Origin of the sequence: Micromonospora sp. M71_S20, assembly GCF_003664255.1 — a bacterium.
Taxonomy (GTDB): Bacteria; Actinomycetota; Actinomycetes; order Mycobacteriales; family Micromonosporaceae; genus Micromonospora.
The window spans coordinates 1985413-2002371 of the sequence record NZ_RCCV01000001.1; the positions used below are offsets into that span (position 1 = coordinate 1985413).

Annotated in this window: 15 protein-coding genes and 1 riboswitch; of the genes, 5 read left to right on the forward strand and 10 right to left on the reverse strand. The window is 75.0% G+C overall.

Going from position 1 to position 16959, the window contains the following annotated elements; translation table 11 throughout:
* Positions 1 to 515: 515 nt before the first annotated feature.
* The 6 genes from mnhG to DER29_RS08910 are packed head-to-tail and all read right to left on the reverse strand — an operon-like array spanning position 516 to position 6654.
* Positions 516 to 878: a monovalent cation/H(+) antiporter subunit G gene (gene mnhG, locus DER29_RS08885; RefSeq protein ID WP_121396912.1), complete on the reverse strand. Its 363-nt coding sequence runs from the start codon at positions 876 to 878 to the stop codon at positions 516 to 518.
* Positions 875 to 1138 (reverse strand): monovalent cation/H+ antiporter complex subunit F, encoded by a 264-nt coding sequence (locus DER29_RS08890; RefSeq protein ID WP_089002241.1) that lies wholly within the window; start codon positions 1136 to 1138, stop codon positions 875 to 877. The genes mnhG and DER29_RS08890 overlap by 4 nt, the downstream gene beginning before the upstream one ends.
* Entirely contained in the window at positions 1135 to 1770 is a 636-nt protein-coding gene (locus DER29_RS08895) for a Na+/H+ antiporter subunit E (protein WP_121396913.1), read from the reverse strand. The genes DER29_RS08890 and DER29_RS08895 overlap by 4 nt, the downstream gene beginning before the upstream one ends.
* Positions 1767 to 3344: a Na+/H+ antiporter subunit D gene (locus DER29_RS08900; protein ID WP_121396914.1), complete on the reverse strand. Its 1578-nt coding sequence runs from the start codon at positions 3342 to 3344 to the stop codon at positions 1767 to 1769. Before DER29_RS08900 ends, DER29_RS08895 begins: the two co-directional genes overlap by 4 nt.
* The gene (locus DER29_RS08905) at positions 3341 to 3820 is read right to left on the reverse strand and encodes a Na(+)/H(+) antiporter subunit C (protein WP_121396915.1); all 480 of its coding nucleotides are present in this window, start codon (positions 3818 to 3820) and stop codon (positions 3341 to 3343) included. The genes DER29_RS08900 and DER29_RS08905 overlap by 4 nt, the downstream gene beginning before the upstream one ends.
* Positions 3817 to 6654, reverse strand: coding sequence for a Na+/H+ antiporter subunit A (locus tag DER29_RS08910; RefSeq protein WP_121396916.1), 2838 nt, complete (start codon positions 6652 to 6654; stop codon positions 3817 to 3819). The genes DER29_RS08905 and DER29_RS08910 overlap by 4 nt, the downstream gene beginning before the upstream one ends.
* Before the next feature lie 161 nt (positions 6655 to 6815).
* Between DER29_RS08910 and DER29_RS08915 the strand changes: the two genes are divergently transcribed.
* Positions 6816 to 7544, forward strand: a complete 729-nt coding sequence (locus DER29_RS08915) for a hypothetical protein (RefSeq protein WP_148709994.1) — start codon at positions 6816 to 6818, stop codon at positions 7542 to 7544.
* On the opposite strand, the gene DER29_RS08920 is transcribed toward DER29_RS08915, so the two are convergent.
* Positions 7507 to 9114, reverse strand: coding sequence for an amidohydrolase (locus DER29_RS08920; RefSeq protein ID WP_121396918.1), 1608 nt, complete (start codon positions 9112 to 9114; stop codon positions 7507 to 7509). The genes DER29_RS08915 and DER29_RS08920 overlap by 38 nt on opposite strands.
* Positions 9115 to 9315: 201 nt before the next feature.
* Here DER29_RS08920 and DER29_RS08925 point away from each other — a divergent pair, with 201 nt between their 5' ends.
* From DER29_RS08925 to DER29_RS08940, 4 genes are all read left to right on the forward strand, one after another.
* Positions 9316 to 9882 (forward strand): sigma-70 family RNA polymerase sigma factor, encoded by a 567-nt coding sequence (locus DER29_RS08925; RefSeq protein ID WP_121396919.1) that lies wholly within the window; start codon positions 9316 to 9318, stop codon positions 9880 to 9882.
* Between the two features lie 87 nt (positions 9883 to 9969).
* A complete protein-coding gene (locus DER29_RS08930) occupies positions 9970 to 10722 on the forward strand; it encodes a zf-HC2 domain-containing protein (protein ID WP_121396920.1) in 753 nt (250 codons plus the stop codon).
* Between the two features lie 129 nt (positions 10723 to 10851).
* Positions 10852 to 11472 carry a copper resistance CopC family protein gene (locus DER29_RS08935; protein ID WP_121396921.1) on the forward strand — a complete coding sequence of 207 codons (621 nt, stop codon included), beginning with the start codon at positions 10852 to 10854 and terminating at the stop codon, positions 11470 to 11472.
* Between the two features lie 95 nt (positions 11473 to 11567).
* Positions 11568 to 13754 (forward strand): bifunctional copper resistance protein CopD/cytochrome c oxidase assembly protein, encoded by a 2187-nt coding sequence (locus DER29_RS08940; RefSeq protein WP_233599691.1) that lies wholly within the window; start codon positions 11568 to 11570, stop codon positions 13752 to 13754.
* A 21-nt stretch (positions 13755 to 13775) separates the two neighbouring features.
* Here the strand turns inward: DER29_RS08940 and DER29_RS08945 are convergent, their stop codons facing one another.
* From DER29_RS08945 to DER29_RS08955, 3 genes are read right to left on the reverse strand one after another with little or no spacing between them, the layout of a single operon-like run.
* A complete protein-coding gene (locus tag DER29_RS08945; RefSeq protein WP_121396922.1) occupies positions 13776 to 14543 on the reverse strand; it encodes an ABC transporter ATP-binding protein in 768 nt (255 codons plus the stop codon).
* Positions 14543 to 15670 (reverse strand): iron ABC transporter permease, encoded by a 1128-nt coding sequence (locus tag DER29_RS08950; protein ID WP_233599692.1) that lies wholly within the window; start codon positions 15668 to 15670, stop codon positions 14543 to 14545. Before DER29_RS08950 ends, DER29_RS08945 begins: the two co-directional genes overlap by 1 nt.
* Positions 15671 to 15675: 5 nt before the next feature.
* A complete protein-coding gene (locus tag DER29_RS08955; protein WP_121396923.1) occupies positions 15676 to 16689 on the reverse strand; it encodes an ABC transporter substrate-binding protein in 1014 nt (337 codons plus the stop codon).
* A 28-nt stretch (positions 16690 to 16717) separates the two neighbouring features.
* A riboswitch (cobalamin riboswitch) is annotated at positions 16718 to 16899 on the reverse strand.
* Between the last annotated feature and the right edge of the window lie 60 nt (positions 16900 to 16959).

Below are 16959 nucleotides of genomic sequence, written 5' to 3' on the forward strand. Positions count from 1 at the left end.
CGCGGACGATGTCGGCGAGGACCCCGTCGAAGTCGTCCCGGCTCCAGCCCCCGCCGGTACGGAGTTCGACGAGACACCGTCGCGGGGGCGGAGCATGACCGCGAAGTCGTCGGAGCTGTAGCGGAACAGGTCACCCTGCCAGCCGTCGACCCGCACCGCCTTCGGAGGGCTGACGTTGCGCCGGTCGGCGTGGAAGCCCTCGTACTGTTCGGCCGGGTACCAGTTCACCTCCAACTGGCGCCCGCCGTTGCTGAACGCGATGGTGCCCTGCTGCTCGGTGAACCCGTAGACGGTGGTCACCTTCCAGCCCGGCTGGTCGATGAGCAGAGCAGCGGCTCGATGCCGTCGGCGTAGACGCGTCGGAAATGGTCCTCGTGCTCGGTCGCGGAGGTCACGTCCATCCCATGTCCGGTCGGACCCCGATCGTGACGGGCCCGGCCCGGAATGGGCCTCGATCCGTCCCCGCGAGTCGTCCCGGCCGACCGCGCCCCCGGAGAGCTGCCGCGGTCCTCCGGTCAGGAGCGGCCGGAGCTGATGCGGTCCAGGTGGGGCGCGAGTTCGTCGGTGATCAGCAGGTCGCGGCGGATCTCGTCGTGCGGGTAGCCGGCCCGGCCCACCATGTGCGCCGCGACGGGCGCGGTGGCGAGCTGGAAGGCGCCGACGAGCACGAGGGTGGTGATGTCCACCCCCGTACGCAGGCGCAGCGCGCAGCCGAGCAGGACGAGCAGCAGGCCGAGCACCTGGGGCTTGGCCGCCGCGTGCATCCGGGCGAGCAGGTCGGGGAAGCGCAGCAGCGCCGCCCCGGCGGCGACGCAGAGCAGCGCGCCGGCGATCAGGCAGACGCCGGCGGTGACGTCGAGGACGGCGTCGAGCGTCACTTGTCGTTCCTCCGGGCGGCGAACCGGGCGACGCTGACCGAGCCGACGAACCCGAGGATGGCGAGGACGACCAGCACGGGCAGTGCGGTCGCGTCGCGGCTGTAGGCGGCCTCGGTGGCGATGGCGGCGACGACGACGGCGAGCAGGACGTCGGTGGCGACGGCGCGGTCGAGGATGGACGGTCCGCGGATGATGCGGACGAGGGTCAGTCCGACGGCCACGGCGAGCAGCGCGGCGACGGTCACGGCGACGACGGTCAACTGGGTACCCCTTCCGGGTGGGCCGGCTCCGAGGGGCCGGCGGCGTGGGGTTGCGTCACGCGGCGCAGTTCGTCGGGCGAGCCGATGGCGGCGACGATCCGCGCTTCGAGGTCGAGCACGCCCTGCCGGAACCGCTCCACCTCCTCGCGGCTGCGGACGCCGATGACGTGCACGTAGAGGGTGCCGGTCGTCCGGTCGGCCTCGATGATGAGGCTGCCGGGCACCAGGGACAGCGCCTCGGCGGTCAGCGTGAGGTTGAGGTCGGTGTTGACCCGCAGCGGCACGGCGATGATCGCGCTGAGCGGGGGATGCCCGATCCGCATCGCCAGCCAGGCGATCTGGGCGGAGGCGACCACGAGGTCCCGCAGGAACCGCACCCAGAACCGCGCGAGCGGCACAGGGCGGATCCGCCCGGCGAAGGTCACCGGCGGCAGCGGGAACACCGCCAGCAGCACGACGGAGAGCACCAGCCCGCTGATCAGGTTGGCCCAGGAGAGGGTGCCCCACAGCAGGACCCAGACGCTGGTCAGCCCGGTCACGGCGACGATCCGGTTGCGCCGGCGGGCCCTGCGCGTCAGCGGCGGGTTCGCCGGCCCGGTGGGGCCCGTCGGATTCGTCCGGTCACTGGTCACGGGGCACCGTCCGGGAACACGGCCTCGACGTACGGGGTCCGGCGCAGCAGGTCGTCGGCGGCGTCGGTGCTGATGTCGAACAGCGGCCCGGCCACCGCGGTCAGCGCCAGGCCGAGCACCACCAGGGCGGCGGTCGACCCGATCATCAGCCGGGGCAGCACGACGCCCGACCCCTCGGGGTCGGGTGCCCGGCGCGGCTGCTCGGCGCCGTCGGTGCGGGCGGCCCGGACGGCGTCGCCGGCGTCCGGCATGTCCGGGTGCGGGGCGCGCCAGAAGGCGAGGTTCCACACGCGGGCGATGGCGTAGAGGGTGAGCAGGCTGGTGAGCAGCCCGCCGGCGACGAGCGTCCACGCCAGCGCGCCGCCGTCGTCCACGCCGGCCTGGACGAGGCCGAGCTTGCCGAGGAAACCGGAGAACGGTGGGATGCCGGCGAGGTTGAGCGCGGGTACGAAGAACAGCACGGCCAGCAGCGGCGAGAGTCGGGCCAGCCCGCCGAGGCGGTCCAGGGCGGTGCTCCCGCCACGGCGTTCGACGAGGCCGGCGGCGAGGAACAGGGTCGTCTGGATGGTGATGTGGTGCACCACGTAGAAGATCGCCGCGGAGAGCCCGAGGGAGGTGCTCAGGCCGACGCCGAAGAGCATGTAACCGATGTGGCTGATGAGGGTGAACGACAGCAGCCGTTTGACGTCGGACTGGGCGACCGCGCCGAGGATGCCCACCACCATCGTCAGCGCCGCCACCACCAGCAGCAGGTCGGCGGTGCGCCCGCCGGGAAAGAGCAGCGTCTCGGTGCGGATGATCGCGTACACGCCGACCTTGGTGAGCAGGCCGGCGAAGACCGCGGTGACCGGGGCCGGGGCGGTCGGGTAGCTGTCCGGAAGCCAGGCCGACAGCGGGAACACGGCCGCCTTGATGCCGAAGGCGAGCAGCAGCATCCCCTGCAACACCAGCCGCAGGTCGTCCGGCAGCGCGTCGAGCCGGTCGACGAGCTGGGCCAGGTTGAGCGTGCCGGTCGCCGCGTAGACCAGGCCGATCGCGACCAGGAAGATCAGCGACGAGAGCAGGCTGACCACGACGTACGTGGTGCCGGCCCGGATCCGGGTCTCCGTGCTGCCCAGGGTCAGCAGCACGTAGCTGGCCACCAGCAGGATCTCGAAGCCGACGTAGAGGTTGAACAGGTCGCCGGAGAGGAAGGCGTTGCACACGCCGGCGGTCAGCACGAGGTAGGTCGGGTGGTAGACCGACAGCGGCGTCTCCTCGTTGCCGTCGGCCGTGCCCTGCCCGATCGAGTAGACCAGCACGCAGAGGGTGACGGCGGCGGAGACGACGAGCATGAGCGCGGCGAGCTGGTCGGCGACCAGGACGATGCCCAGCGGCGCCACCCAGCCGCCGACCTCGACGACCAGCGGCCCGTCGACGGAGGAGCGGACCAGCAGCGTGGCCGCCACGGCGACGGTGGCGGCGAGGACCGTGAGGCTGACCCAGCGCTGGGCGCGGGGCCGGCCGACGAGCAGCAGCGTCAGGGCCGCGCCGAGCAGCGGCATCACCACCGGCAGGGGTACGAGCCAGGTCATCGGCCCCTCCCCGCGTCCCCGGCAGGGCTCGCCGTGGCGTCGTCGGCGGGCACGGTGACCAGGGCGACGTCACCGTCACCGTCTCCGGCGTCGGTGTCGGCGGTGCCCGGCCCCTCGTCCCGGTCGGCCAGCTCCATGATGCGGCGGTCCTCGACGTCGTCCTGCACCTCGTCGTGCCCGTTGAGGTGCCAGCTGCGGTACGCCAGGGCGAGCAGGAACGCGGTCATGCCGAGGGTGATGACGATCGCCGTCAGCACCATGGCCTGGGGCAGCGGGTCGCTCATGTCCCCCTCTGCGGTGGTGCCGACGATCGGCGGCCCGCCGGCCTTGCCGCCGGTGAGCAGCAGGAGGTTGGCGCCGTTGCCGAGCAGGATGACGCCCATCAGCACCCGGGTGAGACTGCGTTCCAGCAGCAGCGTCACCCCGGCGGCGAAGAGGACACCGACCACGAGGACGTAGGTCAGGTTCGGGTTCACACCAGCTCCTTCGTCCGGTCGTCGGCCTGTTCGGTCTCGCGTTGGTCGGTCTCCTGCTGGCGGTCCATCTCCGCGCCCAGGCTGCGCAGGATGTCCAGGACCAGGCCGACCACGATGAGGTAGACGCCGACGTCGAAGAAGACCGACGTGACGAAGTGGACGTGGCCGAGGACCGGCAGGTGCAGGTCCAGCAGGGCGCTCTGGAGGAACTCCCCGCCCAGCAGCATCGCGGCGACGCCCGTGCCGACCGCGACGAACAGCCCGGCGCCGAGCACCGCGCCGGCGTCGACGGGGGCGGCCCCGTTGAGCTCGGTGCGCCCGCCCGCCAGGTAGCGCACGGCCAGCGCGAGCCCGGCCACCAGTCCGGCGGCGAAGCCGCCGCCGGGGGCGTTGTGCCCGGAGAAGAGCAGGTAGATCGAGAAGAGCACGATGGCGTGGAACAGCAGCCGGGTGACGACCTGGAGGATTACCGACTGCTGGCGGGTGGTGGCGCCGGTGGTGAGCCAGCGGGGCCGCGCCGACTCGGTGCGGCCGACGCCGGGGATGCCCCTGCGCAGGCCGAGATCCCGGGAGTGGCGGAAGATGAGGCTGGCCACGCCGGTGGCGGCCACCACCAGGACGGCGATCTCGCCCATGGTGTCCCAGGCCCGGATGTCGACCAGGGTCACGTTGACGATGTTCTTGCCGCCGCCGTAGGAGACGGCCTCGTCGGGGAAGTCGACGGAGATCGGGGTGGCGATCCGCGCTCCGGCCGCGACGTACGCCATGCCGGCGGTGACCACACCCACGGCGACGCCGAGCGCGATGCGACCGCGCCGGCTGGACCGGATGGGCCGCTCGGAGAACTTGGCGGGGAGGTGGCGCAGGACCAGCACGAACATGACGATCGTGACGGTCTCCACCAGAAACTGGGTCAGGGCCAGGTCCGGGGCGCCGTGCAGGATGAACAGCAGCGCGGTGCCGTAGCCGGCGACGCCGACGAGGATCATCGCGGTCAGTCGGCGCCGGGCGCGGGCGGCGGCCACGGCGGCCACGATCACCACCGCGGCGGCGACGGCCTGCAACGGGGTGTCCCACAGCTGGAACCGCTGCGGCCAGGGCATCCCGGCCAGCAGCGCCCCACCCGGCAAGGCGATCAACACCAGCAGGATGACGCCGAGGTAGAATGGGAGGGATCCGCGCTGGGTGGCGCCGGTCAGCTCCACCGCGAGCCGGTCCACCCCGCCGATGAGCCGGTCGTAGACCGCGGCCCCGTCGAAGGGCAGTCGGGCCGCCGCGCCCAGCCGCCCCCGGTGCCGCAGGAGGAACAGCCCCACACCGCCGGCGACCGCCAGCGCCGACAGGCCCAGCGCCAGGGTCGGCCCGTGCCACAGCGCGAGGTGGTAGCCGGGCTCGGCGCTCGGGTACAGGTCCGCGTACGGGGCGAGGACCTTGTCGACGGCGGGCGCGAAGAGCCCCGCCGCCAGGCCTGCGGCGGCGAGCACGACGGCCGGCGCGAGGAAGGGCCACCGGACCGGCCGGGCCTGGGTGGCGGGCACGTCGCCTTTGGTGGCGAACGCGCCCCAGACGAAGCGCAGCGTGTACGCCACGGTCAGCGCCGAGCCGAGCACCACGCCGGCGAGCACCAAAAGGTCGGCGGTGCCGCCGTGCAGGAACGCCTCGACCGCCGCCTCCTTGGCGACGAATCCGGCCAGCGGCGGGAGGCCGGCCATGGAGGCCGCCGCGAGGCCGGCCACCGCCGCGAGCGCCGGCGCCCGCCGCCCGAGGCCGCTGAGTTCGCGCAGGTCACGGGTGCCGGCAACGTGGTCGACGACCCCGACGACGAGGAACAGGGTGGACTTGAACAGCGCGTGGGCCAGCACCATCGCCGCGCCGGCCAGCGCGGTGTCGCGGGTGCCGGCGCCGAGGACCACCATCAGCAGGCCGAGCTGACTGACCGTGCCGTAGGCCAGCAGCAGCTTCAGGTCGGCCTGCCGCAGTGCCGCCCAGCCGCCGAGGAACATGGTGATCAGCCCGCCGGCCAGCAGCACCGGCCGCCACGGCGTGACCCCGACCACGGCCGGCCCCATCAGCGCGACGAGGAACACACCGGCTTTGACCATCGCGGCGGCGTGCAGGTAGGCGCTGACCGGGGTGGGCGCGGCCATCGCGCCGGGCAGCCAGAAGCTGAAGGGGAAGATCGCCGACTTGCTCAGCGCGCCGAGCAGGATCAGCACCAGGGCCACGGCCAGGTAGCCGCCGCCGGGCAGGTCCGTGGCGATCTCGGACCAGCGGTAGGTGCCGGCGTGCTGCCCGAGCATGACGAACCCGGCGAGCATCGCCAGGCCGCCCAGGGTGGTAACCAGCAGCGCCTGCATGGCGGCCCGCCGGCTGGCTCGTCTGGTGGGGTCGCTGCCGATCAGCAGGTAGGAGAGGACGGTCGTCAGCTCCCAGAACACGTACAGCAGCAGCAGGTCGTCGGAGACCACCAGGCCGAGCATCGCCCCGGCGAAGGCGACGAAGACGGCCGCGAAGCGGCCCAGGCCCGGGTCGTCGGAGCGGAAGTAGCGGGCGCTGTAGGCGAGCACCAACGCCCCGACCCCGCCGACGAGCACCACCATCAGCCAGGCCAGGGTGCCCATCCGCAGGGCGATCTCCAGGCCGAGCTGTGGGACCCAGGTGACCGTCTCGACGACCGGGGTGCCGGAGCGGACCGTCCCGGTCCGGGTCAGCGCCCAGACCAGGGTCGCGGCCGGGGCCAGGGCCACCAGGTAGAGGGCCCGTCGCCCCCAGATACGTATCAGTCCCGGGGCGATCACGGCTGCGAGTGCGTGGACCGCCACCAGAACCAGCACATACCCTCCCCAGAGTTCGACAGCCGGTTAGCCAACCCTAACCGGTAAGGAGCGAATCTGCATATTGGCGATACCGGGCTGGTGGCTCACCCGCGCCCGCCGACCGGTCGTCGACCACGACCGACGACGTCAGAGATCGAAGACGACGGATGGGCGGGACGATGCGGAGTGGGGTGCTGGTGTCGACCCGGACGCCGCTCGCCGGGGCGACGGGCAACGCCCTCGTGATGGGTGTGGCCGAGGTGAGCACGCCGCTCGGCTGGGTGCTGCTTCCGGGACTGCACGGCGTGTCCACCCGCCCCCGGGTGGACACGCTGGTCGCCGCCCGGGCGGCCGCCCTGCTGGCGGCGTCCGTGGTCGTCCCCGTCGTACCCGGGCGCGCCGACCCGTGGGCGCTCGGCGCCTCCGTGGCGAGCCTGGCCGCCGTACCGCTGCTGGCCTGGGCCAGGCGACGCCGCGAGGAGCGCGCGGTCGCCCGCGTGCCCGCGCCGCGCGACGTCGCGGTGTTCAGCATGCCCGCCGGCACGGGCCGCGCCACGTTGGCCGTCTGCCGCACCCCGGGGGAGGTCGCCGCGGCGGTACCGCTGCGCCGGGGCGGCCTGCGCGTCCTCGTCGGCGTGGTGCACGGCGCCACCCTGGCCCGCCCGGAGCACACCCGGGCGCTGGAGTCGGCCTTCCGCGACGAGGCCCTGCGCGGCGGAGGATCGCTGCCGCGGATCGCCGGGCGTTGGTGGTCGACCTGCCGCCCGAGCGGCCCGCCTGACCGCCGGCCCCGCCCGCCGCCATGCGCCGACATCCAGGTCGGTCTGCGGCGGGCGGCGGCCGGCCCCGGTCAACGGGCGGCGGGTCCGGTCAGCGCTGCCAGCGCACGACCCCGCCGACCACGGTGAGCGCCACCGTGAGGTCGCGCAGGTCCGCCGGCTCGACCCGGTACGGATCGGTGGGCAGCGCGATGAAGTCCGCGAGCATCCCCGGGGTCAGCCGCCCCTTGAGGTGCTCCTCGTAGGAGGCGTACGCGCCGGCCTCGGTGAAGCAGCGCAGCGCCGTGTCGAGATCCACCCGCTCGTGCGGGTCCACGCCGCCGGGCGGGGTGCCGTCGGGCTGCTGCCGGGTCACCGCGGCGTGGATGCCGAAGAACGGATCCGGGTCCTCCACCGGGGCGTCCGAGCCGAACGCCACCGTCGCGCCGGCGTCCAGCAGGCTGCGCCAGGCGTACGAGGCGAGGTCCCGGCCGGCGAGCATCCGGCTGGTCAGGGGGATGTCGCTGGTGCAGTGGGTGGGCTGCATCGAGGCGGTCACGCCCAGCCGGGCGAGCAGCGGCACGTCGGCCGGGCGCAGGTGCTGGGTGTGTTCGATCCGGTGCCGCAGCCGCCGTACCGCCCCGGCGACCGTCGGGTTGGTGCGCGCCGACTCCTGCCAGTTGGCGTACGCCCGCAGCACCATCTGGTTCGCCGCGTCGCCGATGGCGTGCGCGGCGACGGCGATGCCGGCCCCGGCCGCCTTCGCCACCAGCCGCTCGAACTCCTCCGCCGGGGTGACCGCGATGCCGTGGTTGTGCGGCTCGCCCTCGTACGGCTCGGTCATCAGGCAGGTGTGCGAGCCGAGCGCCCCGTCGGTGAAGATCTTGACCGGGCCGGTGCTCAGCCAGCGGTTCCCGTCGCCGGTCGCCCAGCCGAGGTCGATCACCTCGTCCAACGCGGTCGACGGGATCGACTTGTGCACCCGCAGCGGCAGCTCGCCCCGGGCGTACAGGGTTTCGTAGGCGGCCCGGCAGTCCTGACCGTCGAGGTCGTGGATGCTGGTGAGGCCGACGGAGAGCAGCCGGGGCAGGTGGGTACGCAGCTGCGTGACCAGGTCGCCGGCGAGCGAGGAGCGCATGACGTCGTACGCCGCGTCCCCCGCCGCCTCCCGCAGGATGCCGGTCGGCTCGCCGCGTTCGTCGCGGACGATCTGCCCGCCGACCGGGTCGGGGGTGTCGGCGTCGATGCCGAGCCGCCGGAGGGCGGCCGTGTTGACCCAGGTGGTGTGCCCGTCGATGCTGGGCAGCACGGCGGGCCGGTCCGGGCAGACGCGGTCCAGCTCGGCCCGGGTCGGCTGCACCGGCCGGTCCCACTTGTGGCTGTCCCAGCGCCCCCCGAAGAGCCAGGCGTCGGGCGGCAGGGTGGCGGCGTGCCGCCCGATCCGGGTCAACGCCTCGTCGAGGCTCGTCGTGCCGCGCAGGTCCACCTGCTCCAGGCCGCGCACGTAGAGCGCAGAGTGGAGGTGGCTGTCGATCAGCCCGGGCAGCACGGCCATCCCGGCGAGGTCGACCCGGCGCGCCCCGGCGCCGGCGCGGTCGCGGCACTCGTCGGCGTCTCCGACGGCGACGATCCGCTCGCCGCGTACCAGCATCGCCTCGGCGTGTGGGCGGGCGGGGTCGAGCGTGTGGATCCGGGCGTTCTCGAAAACCGTACCGGTCATGGGCTGCCTGCTTCGACGGTCGGGCGGGGCCGTCCATGCTAGACAGCCCCCGGCGACGGGCGCGGTGGCACCCGGAGGTGGGACGTCGAAGAGGGCCACCACCGGGCCGCCTGCGGTACGCTGCCGACCAGTCACTACTACGACCTGTCGTGATTGTCGTCGGGGCACCCGCTCTCCGGCGGCCCGACACGGAGGTGCCGGATGGCTGACGACGCGGAACTGACCGCGTGGGCGCTGGCCGCCGGCCGGGGTGACCGGGCGGCCGCCGCCTGCTTCGTCCGGGCGACGCAGCAGCAGGTCCGCCGCTTCCTCGCCGCGTTGGTCGCGCCCCGCGAGGCGGACGACCTGACCCAGGAGACCTTCCTGCGGGCGATGCGGTCGCTGCCGTCGTACGCCGGGCGCTCCTCGACGCGGACGTGGCTGCTCGCCATCGCCCGCCGGGTCGCGGCGGACCACGTCCGCACCGTGACGTCACGGCCGCGCACGGTGCCGATGCCGGACGGGTACGACGTCCCCGACCCGGCGCGCAGCGGCTTCGACCGGCAGGTCGTGCTCGAACGCCTCATCGCGGCGTTGCCCAGGGACCGGCGGGAGGCGTTCGTCGCCACCCAGGTTCTCGGCCTGTCCTACGCCGAGGCCGCGGAGGTGTGCGGCTGCCCGGTGGGCACCATCCGCTCCCGGGTGGCCCGGGCCCGGGAGGATCTGGTCGCCGCCGTGCGCAGCTGGTCGGAGCCGGACACGGGCCGGGGCGGCGACGCCACCGGCTGAGCCGCCTGCCCGCCCTGACCTGCGGGAAGGCGATGGTCCAGGAAACTGCGCGGGAACCAACGACGGGTCCGGGACGACTACCGGTACATGGGGTGTGAGCAGTGGCGTGAGGTGCTGTCGGCGCAGTTGGACGGGGAGGAGACCGCCGCCGAGCGGACGGCGGTGGCGGCCCACCTGGCCGGCTGCGGCGGCTGCCGGACGTGGTACGACCGGGCCACGGCGGTGACCCGCCGGGCCCGGCTGTCGGTCGCCGTCGCCGGTGACGACCGCACCGACGTCATCCTCGGCGCGCTTCCCATCCCCCCTCCGCGTCGCCGGCGGGAGCGGGTCGTGCTCACCCTGCGGGCGGTCCTGGGTCTGGTCGGGGCACTGCAACTCGTGCTCGGCCTGGCGCAGATCGGCCGCGGCGCGGCGAGCGCCCACGCGCACCCGGCCGGCGGGCTGATGTCGGGGCACCTGTGGCACGAGTCGGCGGCGTGGAACGTCGCTGTGGGCGCGGGTTTCCTCTTCGTCGCGGCCCGGCGCACGCCGCCGACCGGGCTGGTGCCGATGTTGAGCGCCTTCGTCGGCATGCTGGCGCTGCTGTCGGTCAACGACCTGCTGACCGGGCGGGTGGACACCGCCCGGCTGGTCAGCCACGGTTTCCTGCTCGCGGGCTACGTCATCGTCGTCGCCCTGTCCCGCCCGGGGCTGCGCCCCGACGGGCCGGCGCGGCGCAGCCGTCCGGACGAGCCCCGCTGGAGCCTGCCCGCCGACGAGCCCACGGAGTCGCCGGGGCTGCGGCTGCTCCCGTCGCCCTATCCCGGCTCCGCGCGCGTCTCCGACCGCCGCGCGGCCTGACCGGACTCCGGCCCAGGTACCCGCCGAGTCGGGCCTTTCCCGGCCTTTCGCCGGGCCGCCCCGAGGGCGGCTGGCTCGGCCGCCAACCGCTCGGCTGACCACCACCACCATTCAGGAGAAGCACCAGACATGCACACCCGGTTCCGTCGCCCGACCGCCGCGGCCCTCGTCGCCGCCGCGCTGGCCGCCGCCGCACTGCTGCTAGTGCCGGCCGCCCCCGCCGCCGCGCACAACACGCTGCGGGCCGCCAGCCCCGCCGACGGCGACCGCCTGACGACCCCGCCGACGCAGGTCACGCTGGAGTTCGCGCAGCGGCTCGACCCGGCCTTCACCACCATCGCGCTGACCGACGCCGCCCGGCGGAAGGTCCCCACCGGTGCGCCCGCCGTCGACGGAACCAAGGGCACGGTGGCCGTCGACGAGACGCTGGGCGAGGGCACCTACACCGTGGCCTACCGGATCGTCTCCGCCGACGGGCATCCCGTGCAGGGGTCGTACCGCTTCACCGTCGCCGGCAGCGTCGACACCGCCGGCGGGGCGACCGCCACCCCGCCGACCGCCGCGCCGACCGCCACCGCGCCGACCGCCACCGCCGCGCCGCCGGCCGCCGTGTCGGTCGGCCCCGCCGCCGCCTCCGCGACCGGCTCGGGCGGCCCCGGGACGGGCACCGTGCTGCTGGCCGCCGGGGTCCTGGTGGCCGTCCTCGGCGGGGCCGCGCTGCTGCTGCGCCGGCGCCGCGAGGCCCGCTGACCGGCAGCACCCCGACCCTCGAAGCCCCGGGACCGTGTCCCCGGGCCGCCCCCCGGACGCGAACCACCGCCCTCCCGAACCCAAGGGACACCGACGTGCCAGACACCACCTCCCGCCCCGCCCAGCCCGTCCGGGGCCCGGGCGCCGACTCCGTGGCGACGACGGCGGGTGAAGCCGACGTGGACGACCGGCTTGCCGCCGTCGCACCGGTCGCGGCCACGCCCGGCCCCAACCTCCGTCCCGGCTCCCGGGGGCGTGGCGGGTGGCTCGTACCCGTCGCGGCCGTGGCGTCGGCGGTGGCCGTACTACTGCTCGGCCTGCGTGCCGGCGACGCGCTCGCGGTCGCGATCCCCGGGCTGCCCGACCCGGGGCCGGTCACGACGTGGGCGCTGCCCGTGGTCCGGCTGCTCGCCGACGGCCTCGCCACCCTGACGGTCGGCATGGTGGTGACGGCGGCCTTCCTGCTGCCCGGCGACGGGCGCAGCGTCTCGGCGTACGGCTGGCTGCTGCTGCGCCGCGCGGGCGCGGCGGCGGCGGGCTGGGCGGCGGCCGCGGTGACGCTGATCGTGCTGACGGTCTCGGACCTGCTCGGCGTCCCGGTGGACGAACTCGGCGTCCCCACCGTGGTCAGCTTCGCCTCCTCGATCTCGCAGGGGCGGGCACTGCTGCTCCAGGCGGGGCTGGCGCTGGCGGTGGCGGTGCTGGCCCGGGTGGGCGTCTCACGCGGGCTCGCCGCCGCGACGGCGTTGATCGCGCTGGTCGGGGTGCTGCCGCCGGCGTTCACCGGGCACGCCGCCGGGGCCGGCAACCACCAGATCGCGGTGTCCAGCCTCGCCCTGCACGTGCTGGCCGCCGCCCTCTGGGTCGGCGGGCTGGTGGCCTTGCTGATGGTCCGCCGCAGCCGGCAACTGGCCGACGCCGCCGACCGGTACGGCCGCCTCGCCCTGGGCTGCTTCGTGGCCGTCGCGGTGAGCGGAACGGCCAACGCGGCCGTACGCCTCGGCGACGTGTCCCAGCTCTGGCAGTCCCGGTACGGCTGGCTGGTCCTCGGCAAGCTCGTCGCCCTGGCGGTCCTGGGCACCCTGGGCGCCGTGCACCGGTCGCGGACCCTGCCGGCCCTGCGCGCGGGCCGGCGCGGCGCGTTCGCCCGGCTGGCCGCCGGCGAGGTGGTCGTTTTCGCCGCCACCGTCGGGCTGGCCGTGGCGCTGTCCCGCAGCCCCACCCCGGTGGCGCAGGATCCGCTCGACGCCGACCCGATCACCGAGCTGCTCGGCTTCCCGATGCCCGCCGCGCCGACCCCGGAACGCCTGGTGGGCCAGCCGCTGCCGGACATGTTCTTCCTGACCCTCACCGTCCTCGGCATCGGCGGTTACCTGGCCGGGGTGTGGCGGCTGCACCGGGCCGGGCACCGCTGGCCGCTGGCCCGGACCGCGAGCTGGTCGGCCGGTCTGCTGCTGCTGGCCGCCGTCACCAACCTGGGCGTGGCCCGCTACGCGTACGTGCTGTTCAGCGCCCACATGGTGCAGCACATGGTGCTGTCGATGCTGGTGCCGATCCTGCTCGTCGGCGGCGCCCCGGTCACCCTCGCGCTGCGCGCCCTGCGCCGCCCCACCGACCCGCAGGTCCGTGGGGCCCGGGAGTGGCTGCTGCTGGCGCTGCACAGCCGGCCCGCGAGGCTGCTCACCCACCCCCTGGTCGCGCTGGGCATCTACGCCGGCAGCCTCTTCGGTCTCTACCTCAGCGACCTGCTCGGCACGCTGATGCGTTCCCACCTCGGGCACCTGGCCATGCTCACGCACTTCGTGGTCGCCGGGTACCTGCTGTTCTGGGTGCTCATCGGGGTCGACCCGGGTCGGCCGAGGCTCGCCCACCCCCTCCTGGTGATCATCCACCTCGCGTCGATGATGGCGCACGGCTTCTTCGGCCTCGTGCTGATGCAGACCACCAGCCTCATCGCCCCGGACTGGTACGTCGCCGTCCACCCGGACTGGGCGTCGTCGCTGATGGAGGACCAGCGGCTGGGCGCGGGCATCGCCTGGGCGTTCGGGGAGATCCCCGCCGCGGTCGTCCTGGTCGTGCTGGTCCGCCAGTGGATCCGCGCCGACCGGCGGGAACAGGCCCGCCTCGACCGGGCCGCCGCCCGCGCCGAGGCCACCGGCGAGCCGGACGACCTGGCCCGCTACAACTCCTTCCTGGCCGCCGCCGGCCGCGCCGATCCCACCACCCCTGATGGTTCCGCCGCCCCCGGCGACGGTCGGGTCCGGCGCGCGGGGCCCGACTGAGGGTGCCTCACGCGGCGCCGGTCATGGCGCCGGCGGGTGGTAGGTGATGGCGGGCCGTCCGGTGCCCGGGTGCGTCGCGACGTCGGCCCGCACCCCGTAGACGTCGGCGAGCAGCCCGGGGGTGAGGACCTCGGCGGGCGTACCGGCGGCGACGACCCGCCCGGCGGCCAGGACGACCACCGCGTCGCAGAACATGGCGGCCAGGTTGAGGTCGTGCAGCGCGGCCAGGGTGGTGACCCCGGAGCGGCGCACCAGGTGCAGCAGGTGCAGCTGGTGGCCGATGTCGAGGTGGTTGGTGGGCTCGTCGAGCAACAGCAGCTGCGGTTGCTGGGCCAGGGCGCGGGCCAGCTGCACCCGCTGCCGCTCGCCGCCGGAGAGGGTGTGCCAGCGGCGCCCGGCGTACCCGTCCAGGTCCACCCGGGTCAGCGCGTCCGCCGCCGCGGCGCGGTCGGCGCCGCTGTCGGACCAGCGCGAGCCGCGGTGGGGCGTACGGCCGAGCAGCACCACCTCGCCGACGGTGAGGTCCAGGTCCGTGTCGGCGTGCTGGGCGAGCAGCGCCGTCCGGCGGGCCAGCGTGACCCGGGGCAGGGCGGCGACGTCGTCGCCGCCGACCGTGACCAACCCGGCGTCCGGCGCGGCGAGCCGGGCGACGATCCGCAGCAGGGTGGTCTTGCCGCAGCCGTTGGGGCCGAGCAGCCCGACGAGGCTGCCCGCCGGCACCGCGCAGGTGACGTCGTCGAGGATCCGCCGGGCCGCGACGGACCAGGACACGCCGGTGACGGTGAGCATCAGCCACGCACCTTCCGGCGGTGCAGCAGCACCACGAAGGCGGGCACCCCGAGCAGCGCCGTCAGCACGCCGACCGGCAGCTCCCGGGGCGCGAAGAGGGTCCGCGCGGCGGTGTCCACCCAGACCAGGAAGATCGCCCCGGCGAGGACGACGACGGGCAGCAGGCGCCGGTGGTCCGCCCCGGTGAGGAACCGGGCGGCGTGCGGCAGGATCAGCCCGACGAAACCCACCGCGCCGCTGACGGCGACCAGCGCCGCGGTGAGCAGCGCGGTGGCGACCAGCAGCAGCCACCGGACCCGGGTGACGGGGACGCCGAGGGTCGCCGCGGCGTCCTCGCCGAAGGCGAAGGCGTTGAGCGTGCGGGCGTACGCCGCCACCAGGGCGAGCACGGCGGCCAGGACCGGCGCGGCCCAGGCCAGGGCGGCCCAGTCGACGCGGGCCAACGAGCCGGAGAGCCAGAACGTGATGCTCTGAGTGGCGTGCGGGTCGGCGACCCAGATGATGACGAACGAGGTCGCCGCCCCGCAGAGCTGCGCGACGGCCACGCCGGCCAGCACCACCCTGGTGGGGGCCAGTGCCGCCCGCCGGCCGGCCACCGCGGCCACGACCGCGAACGCGGCCAGCGCCCCGGCGAAGGCGCCCCCGGTGAGCGCGGCGACCCCGCCGCCGAAGCCCAGGACGAGGACCGCGACCGCGCCGAGCGACGCCCCCGAGGAGACCCCGAGCAGGTACGGGTCCGCCAGCGGGTTGCGGGTGACGGTCTGCATCACCGCGCCGACGGCCGCCAGCCCGCCTCCCACGGCGGCGGCCCCGAGCACCCGGGGCAGGCGCAGCCGCCAGACGATGTGCTCGCGCAGCGGCGGCACCTCGGCGTGCGGGAGTCCCAGCCGGTCGGCCACGACCGACCAGACCGTCGACACGGGAATGTCGGCCGGCCCGACGGTGACGGCCACCCCGATCGACACGACCAGCCCGGCCAGCAGGGCGACCAGCAGCACCACCAGGCCGAGCGGGCTGGCCGTGCGGGCGCCGGCGGGGGCGACGCGGTCGGCGGACCCGGGGCCGGCGCGGCGGGTCGGGTCGGGGGCGGTGCGGCGAGCTGGTCCGGGGTCGGTGCGGCGGGCCACGGCGGTCAGCGGTCCGCCCCGGCGGGGAGCTGCGCCACGCCCGTGGCGAGCGCCTCGACGCCGAGCACGACGCGCACCCCGGCGGAGGTCGAGGAGAACGGGATGACGACGAACCGTTGCCGGGCCACCGCCGGCAGCTCCTTCAGGCCGGGGTGGCGGGTCAGGAAGGCCCGCTTCGCGGCGGCCGCGTCCCAGCCCGCGTCGACCAGCACGATCACGCCGGGGTCGCGGTCCACGACCGCCTCCCAGCTGGTGTCGGCCCAGCCGCCGGTGAGGTCGCCGAACACGTTGCCCACCCCGACCGCCGACATGATCATGTTGGGGCTGCCGCAGCAGGCGCCCACGCTCGGGGCGTCGGTGCCGGCGTCCCACCAGAGCACGGACACGTCCCGCGCGCCGCCGATCCGGGCGGCGGCCGTGGCGATCCGGGCCCGCTGGTCGGCGATGAGCTTCTCGGCCCGCTCCGGCACCCCGAAGACGGCCGCCACCTCACGGATCTCGGCGAACACGTCCTCGACGGTCAGCTTCGCCGGCCGGTGCTGCTTCGGGCACCCGGCGGGCGACAGGTACGTGCCGATGCCGAGCCCCGCGAGCGCGGCGCGGTCGCCGACGCCCTCGTCGCCGAAGGCGCTGTGGAACGAGGCGTAGACGAAGTCCGGCGCCGCCTCCAGCAGCTTCTCCTTCGCCGGGTACCTGTTTGACAGCACCGGCACGGCGGCGTACGCGGCGGCGTGCTCCGGCAGGATCGCGTCGTCCAGGTACGCCGTGCCGGCCATGCGGTCGGCGAGGCCGAGCGCCAGCATGATCTCCGTGGCGGGCTGGTTCAGGGTCACCGCCCGCTCGGGCGGGGCGGCGACGGTTACCGGCGTACCGCAGTTGGTCAGCGCGACCGGGGCTGCGGACGGCCGGGGCGTCGTGGCCGGGTCGTCCGTGGCGCAGCCGGCGAGCAGGACGACAAGGACGGACAGTGGCGCGGCAACGCGCCGGGACAGGGTGGACCGCACAGCGCGCACGCGCATCGGGACCGCCTTCCAACACCTCGTGGACGGGTCATCGCAGTGCCGTGGCCGGTCTCCTGGCTGACGGGAGGTGCGTCCGTGGCCGGCCTTCCCAGGCGGATTACGCCCAGTGACCTCGTACGACGAGGGCCGCGAACTTCCCGATCACAGTGGCGAGGGCCGCACCGGTCTTCCACCGGCTTCCCGAGCACCACGGCAGCGTCACCCTAGCCGCCGACCGCCCCGAAAGTCACGTGACGAACACCGTCAGGGACTGTCCACCGAAGGCTG

Bases quoted from the DNA above. Each gene is read 5' to 3' on its own strand.
- DER29_RS08945 (WP_121396922.1), bottom strand. From the start codon at position 14,543: ATGCTCACCGTCACCGGCGTGTCCTGGTCCGTCGCGGCCCGGCGGATC.
- DER29_RS08915 (WP_148709994.1), top strand. From the start codon at position 6,816: ATGCGGAGTGGGGTGCTGGTGTCGACCCGGACGCCGCTCGCCGGGGCG.
- DER29_RS08900 (WP_121396914.1), bottom strand. From the start codon at position 3,344: ATGACCTGGCTCGTACCCCTGCCGGTGGTGATGCCGCTGCTCGGCGCG.
- DER29_RS08925 (WP_121396919.1), top strand. From the start codon at position 9,316: ATGGCTGACGACGCGGAACTGACCGCGTGGGCGCTGGCCGCCGGCCGG.
- DER29_RS08930 (WP_121396920.1), top strand. From the start codon at position 9,970: ATGGGGTGTGAGCAGTGGCGTGAGGTGCTGTCGGCGCAGTTGGACGGG.
- DER29_RS08935 (WP_121396921.1), top strand. From the start codon at position 10,852: ATGCACACCCGGTTCCGTCGCCCGACCGCCGCGGCCCTCGTCGCCGCC.
- DER29_RS08955 (WP_121396923.1), bottom strand. From the start codon at position 16,689: ATGCGCGTGCGCGCTGTGCGGTCCACCCTGTCCCGGCGCGTTGCCGCG.
- DER29_RS08920 (WP_121396918.1), bottom strand. From the start codon at position 9,114: ATGACCGGTACGGTTTTCGAGAACGCCCGGATCCACACGCTCGACCCC.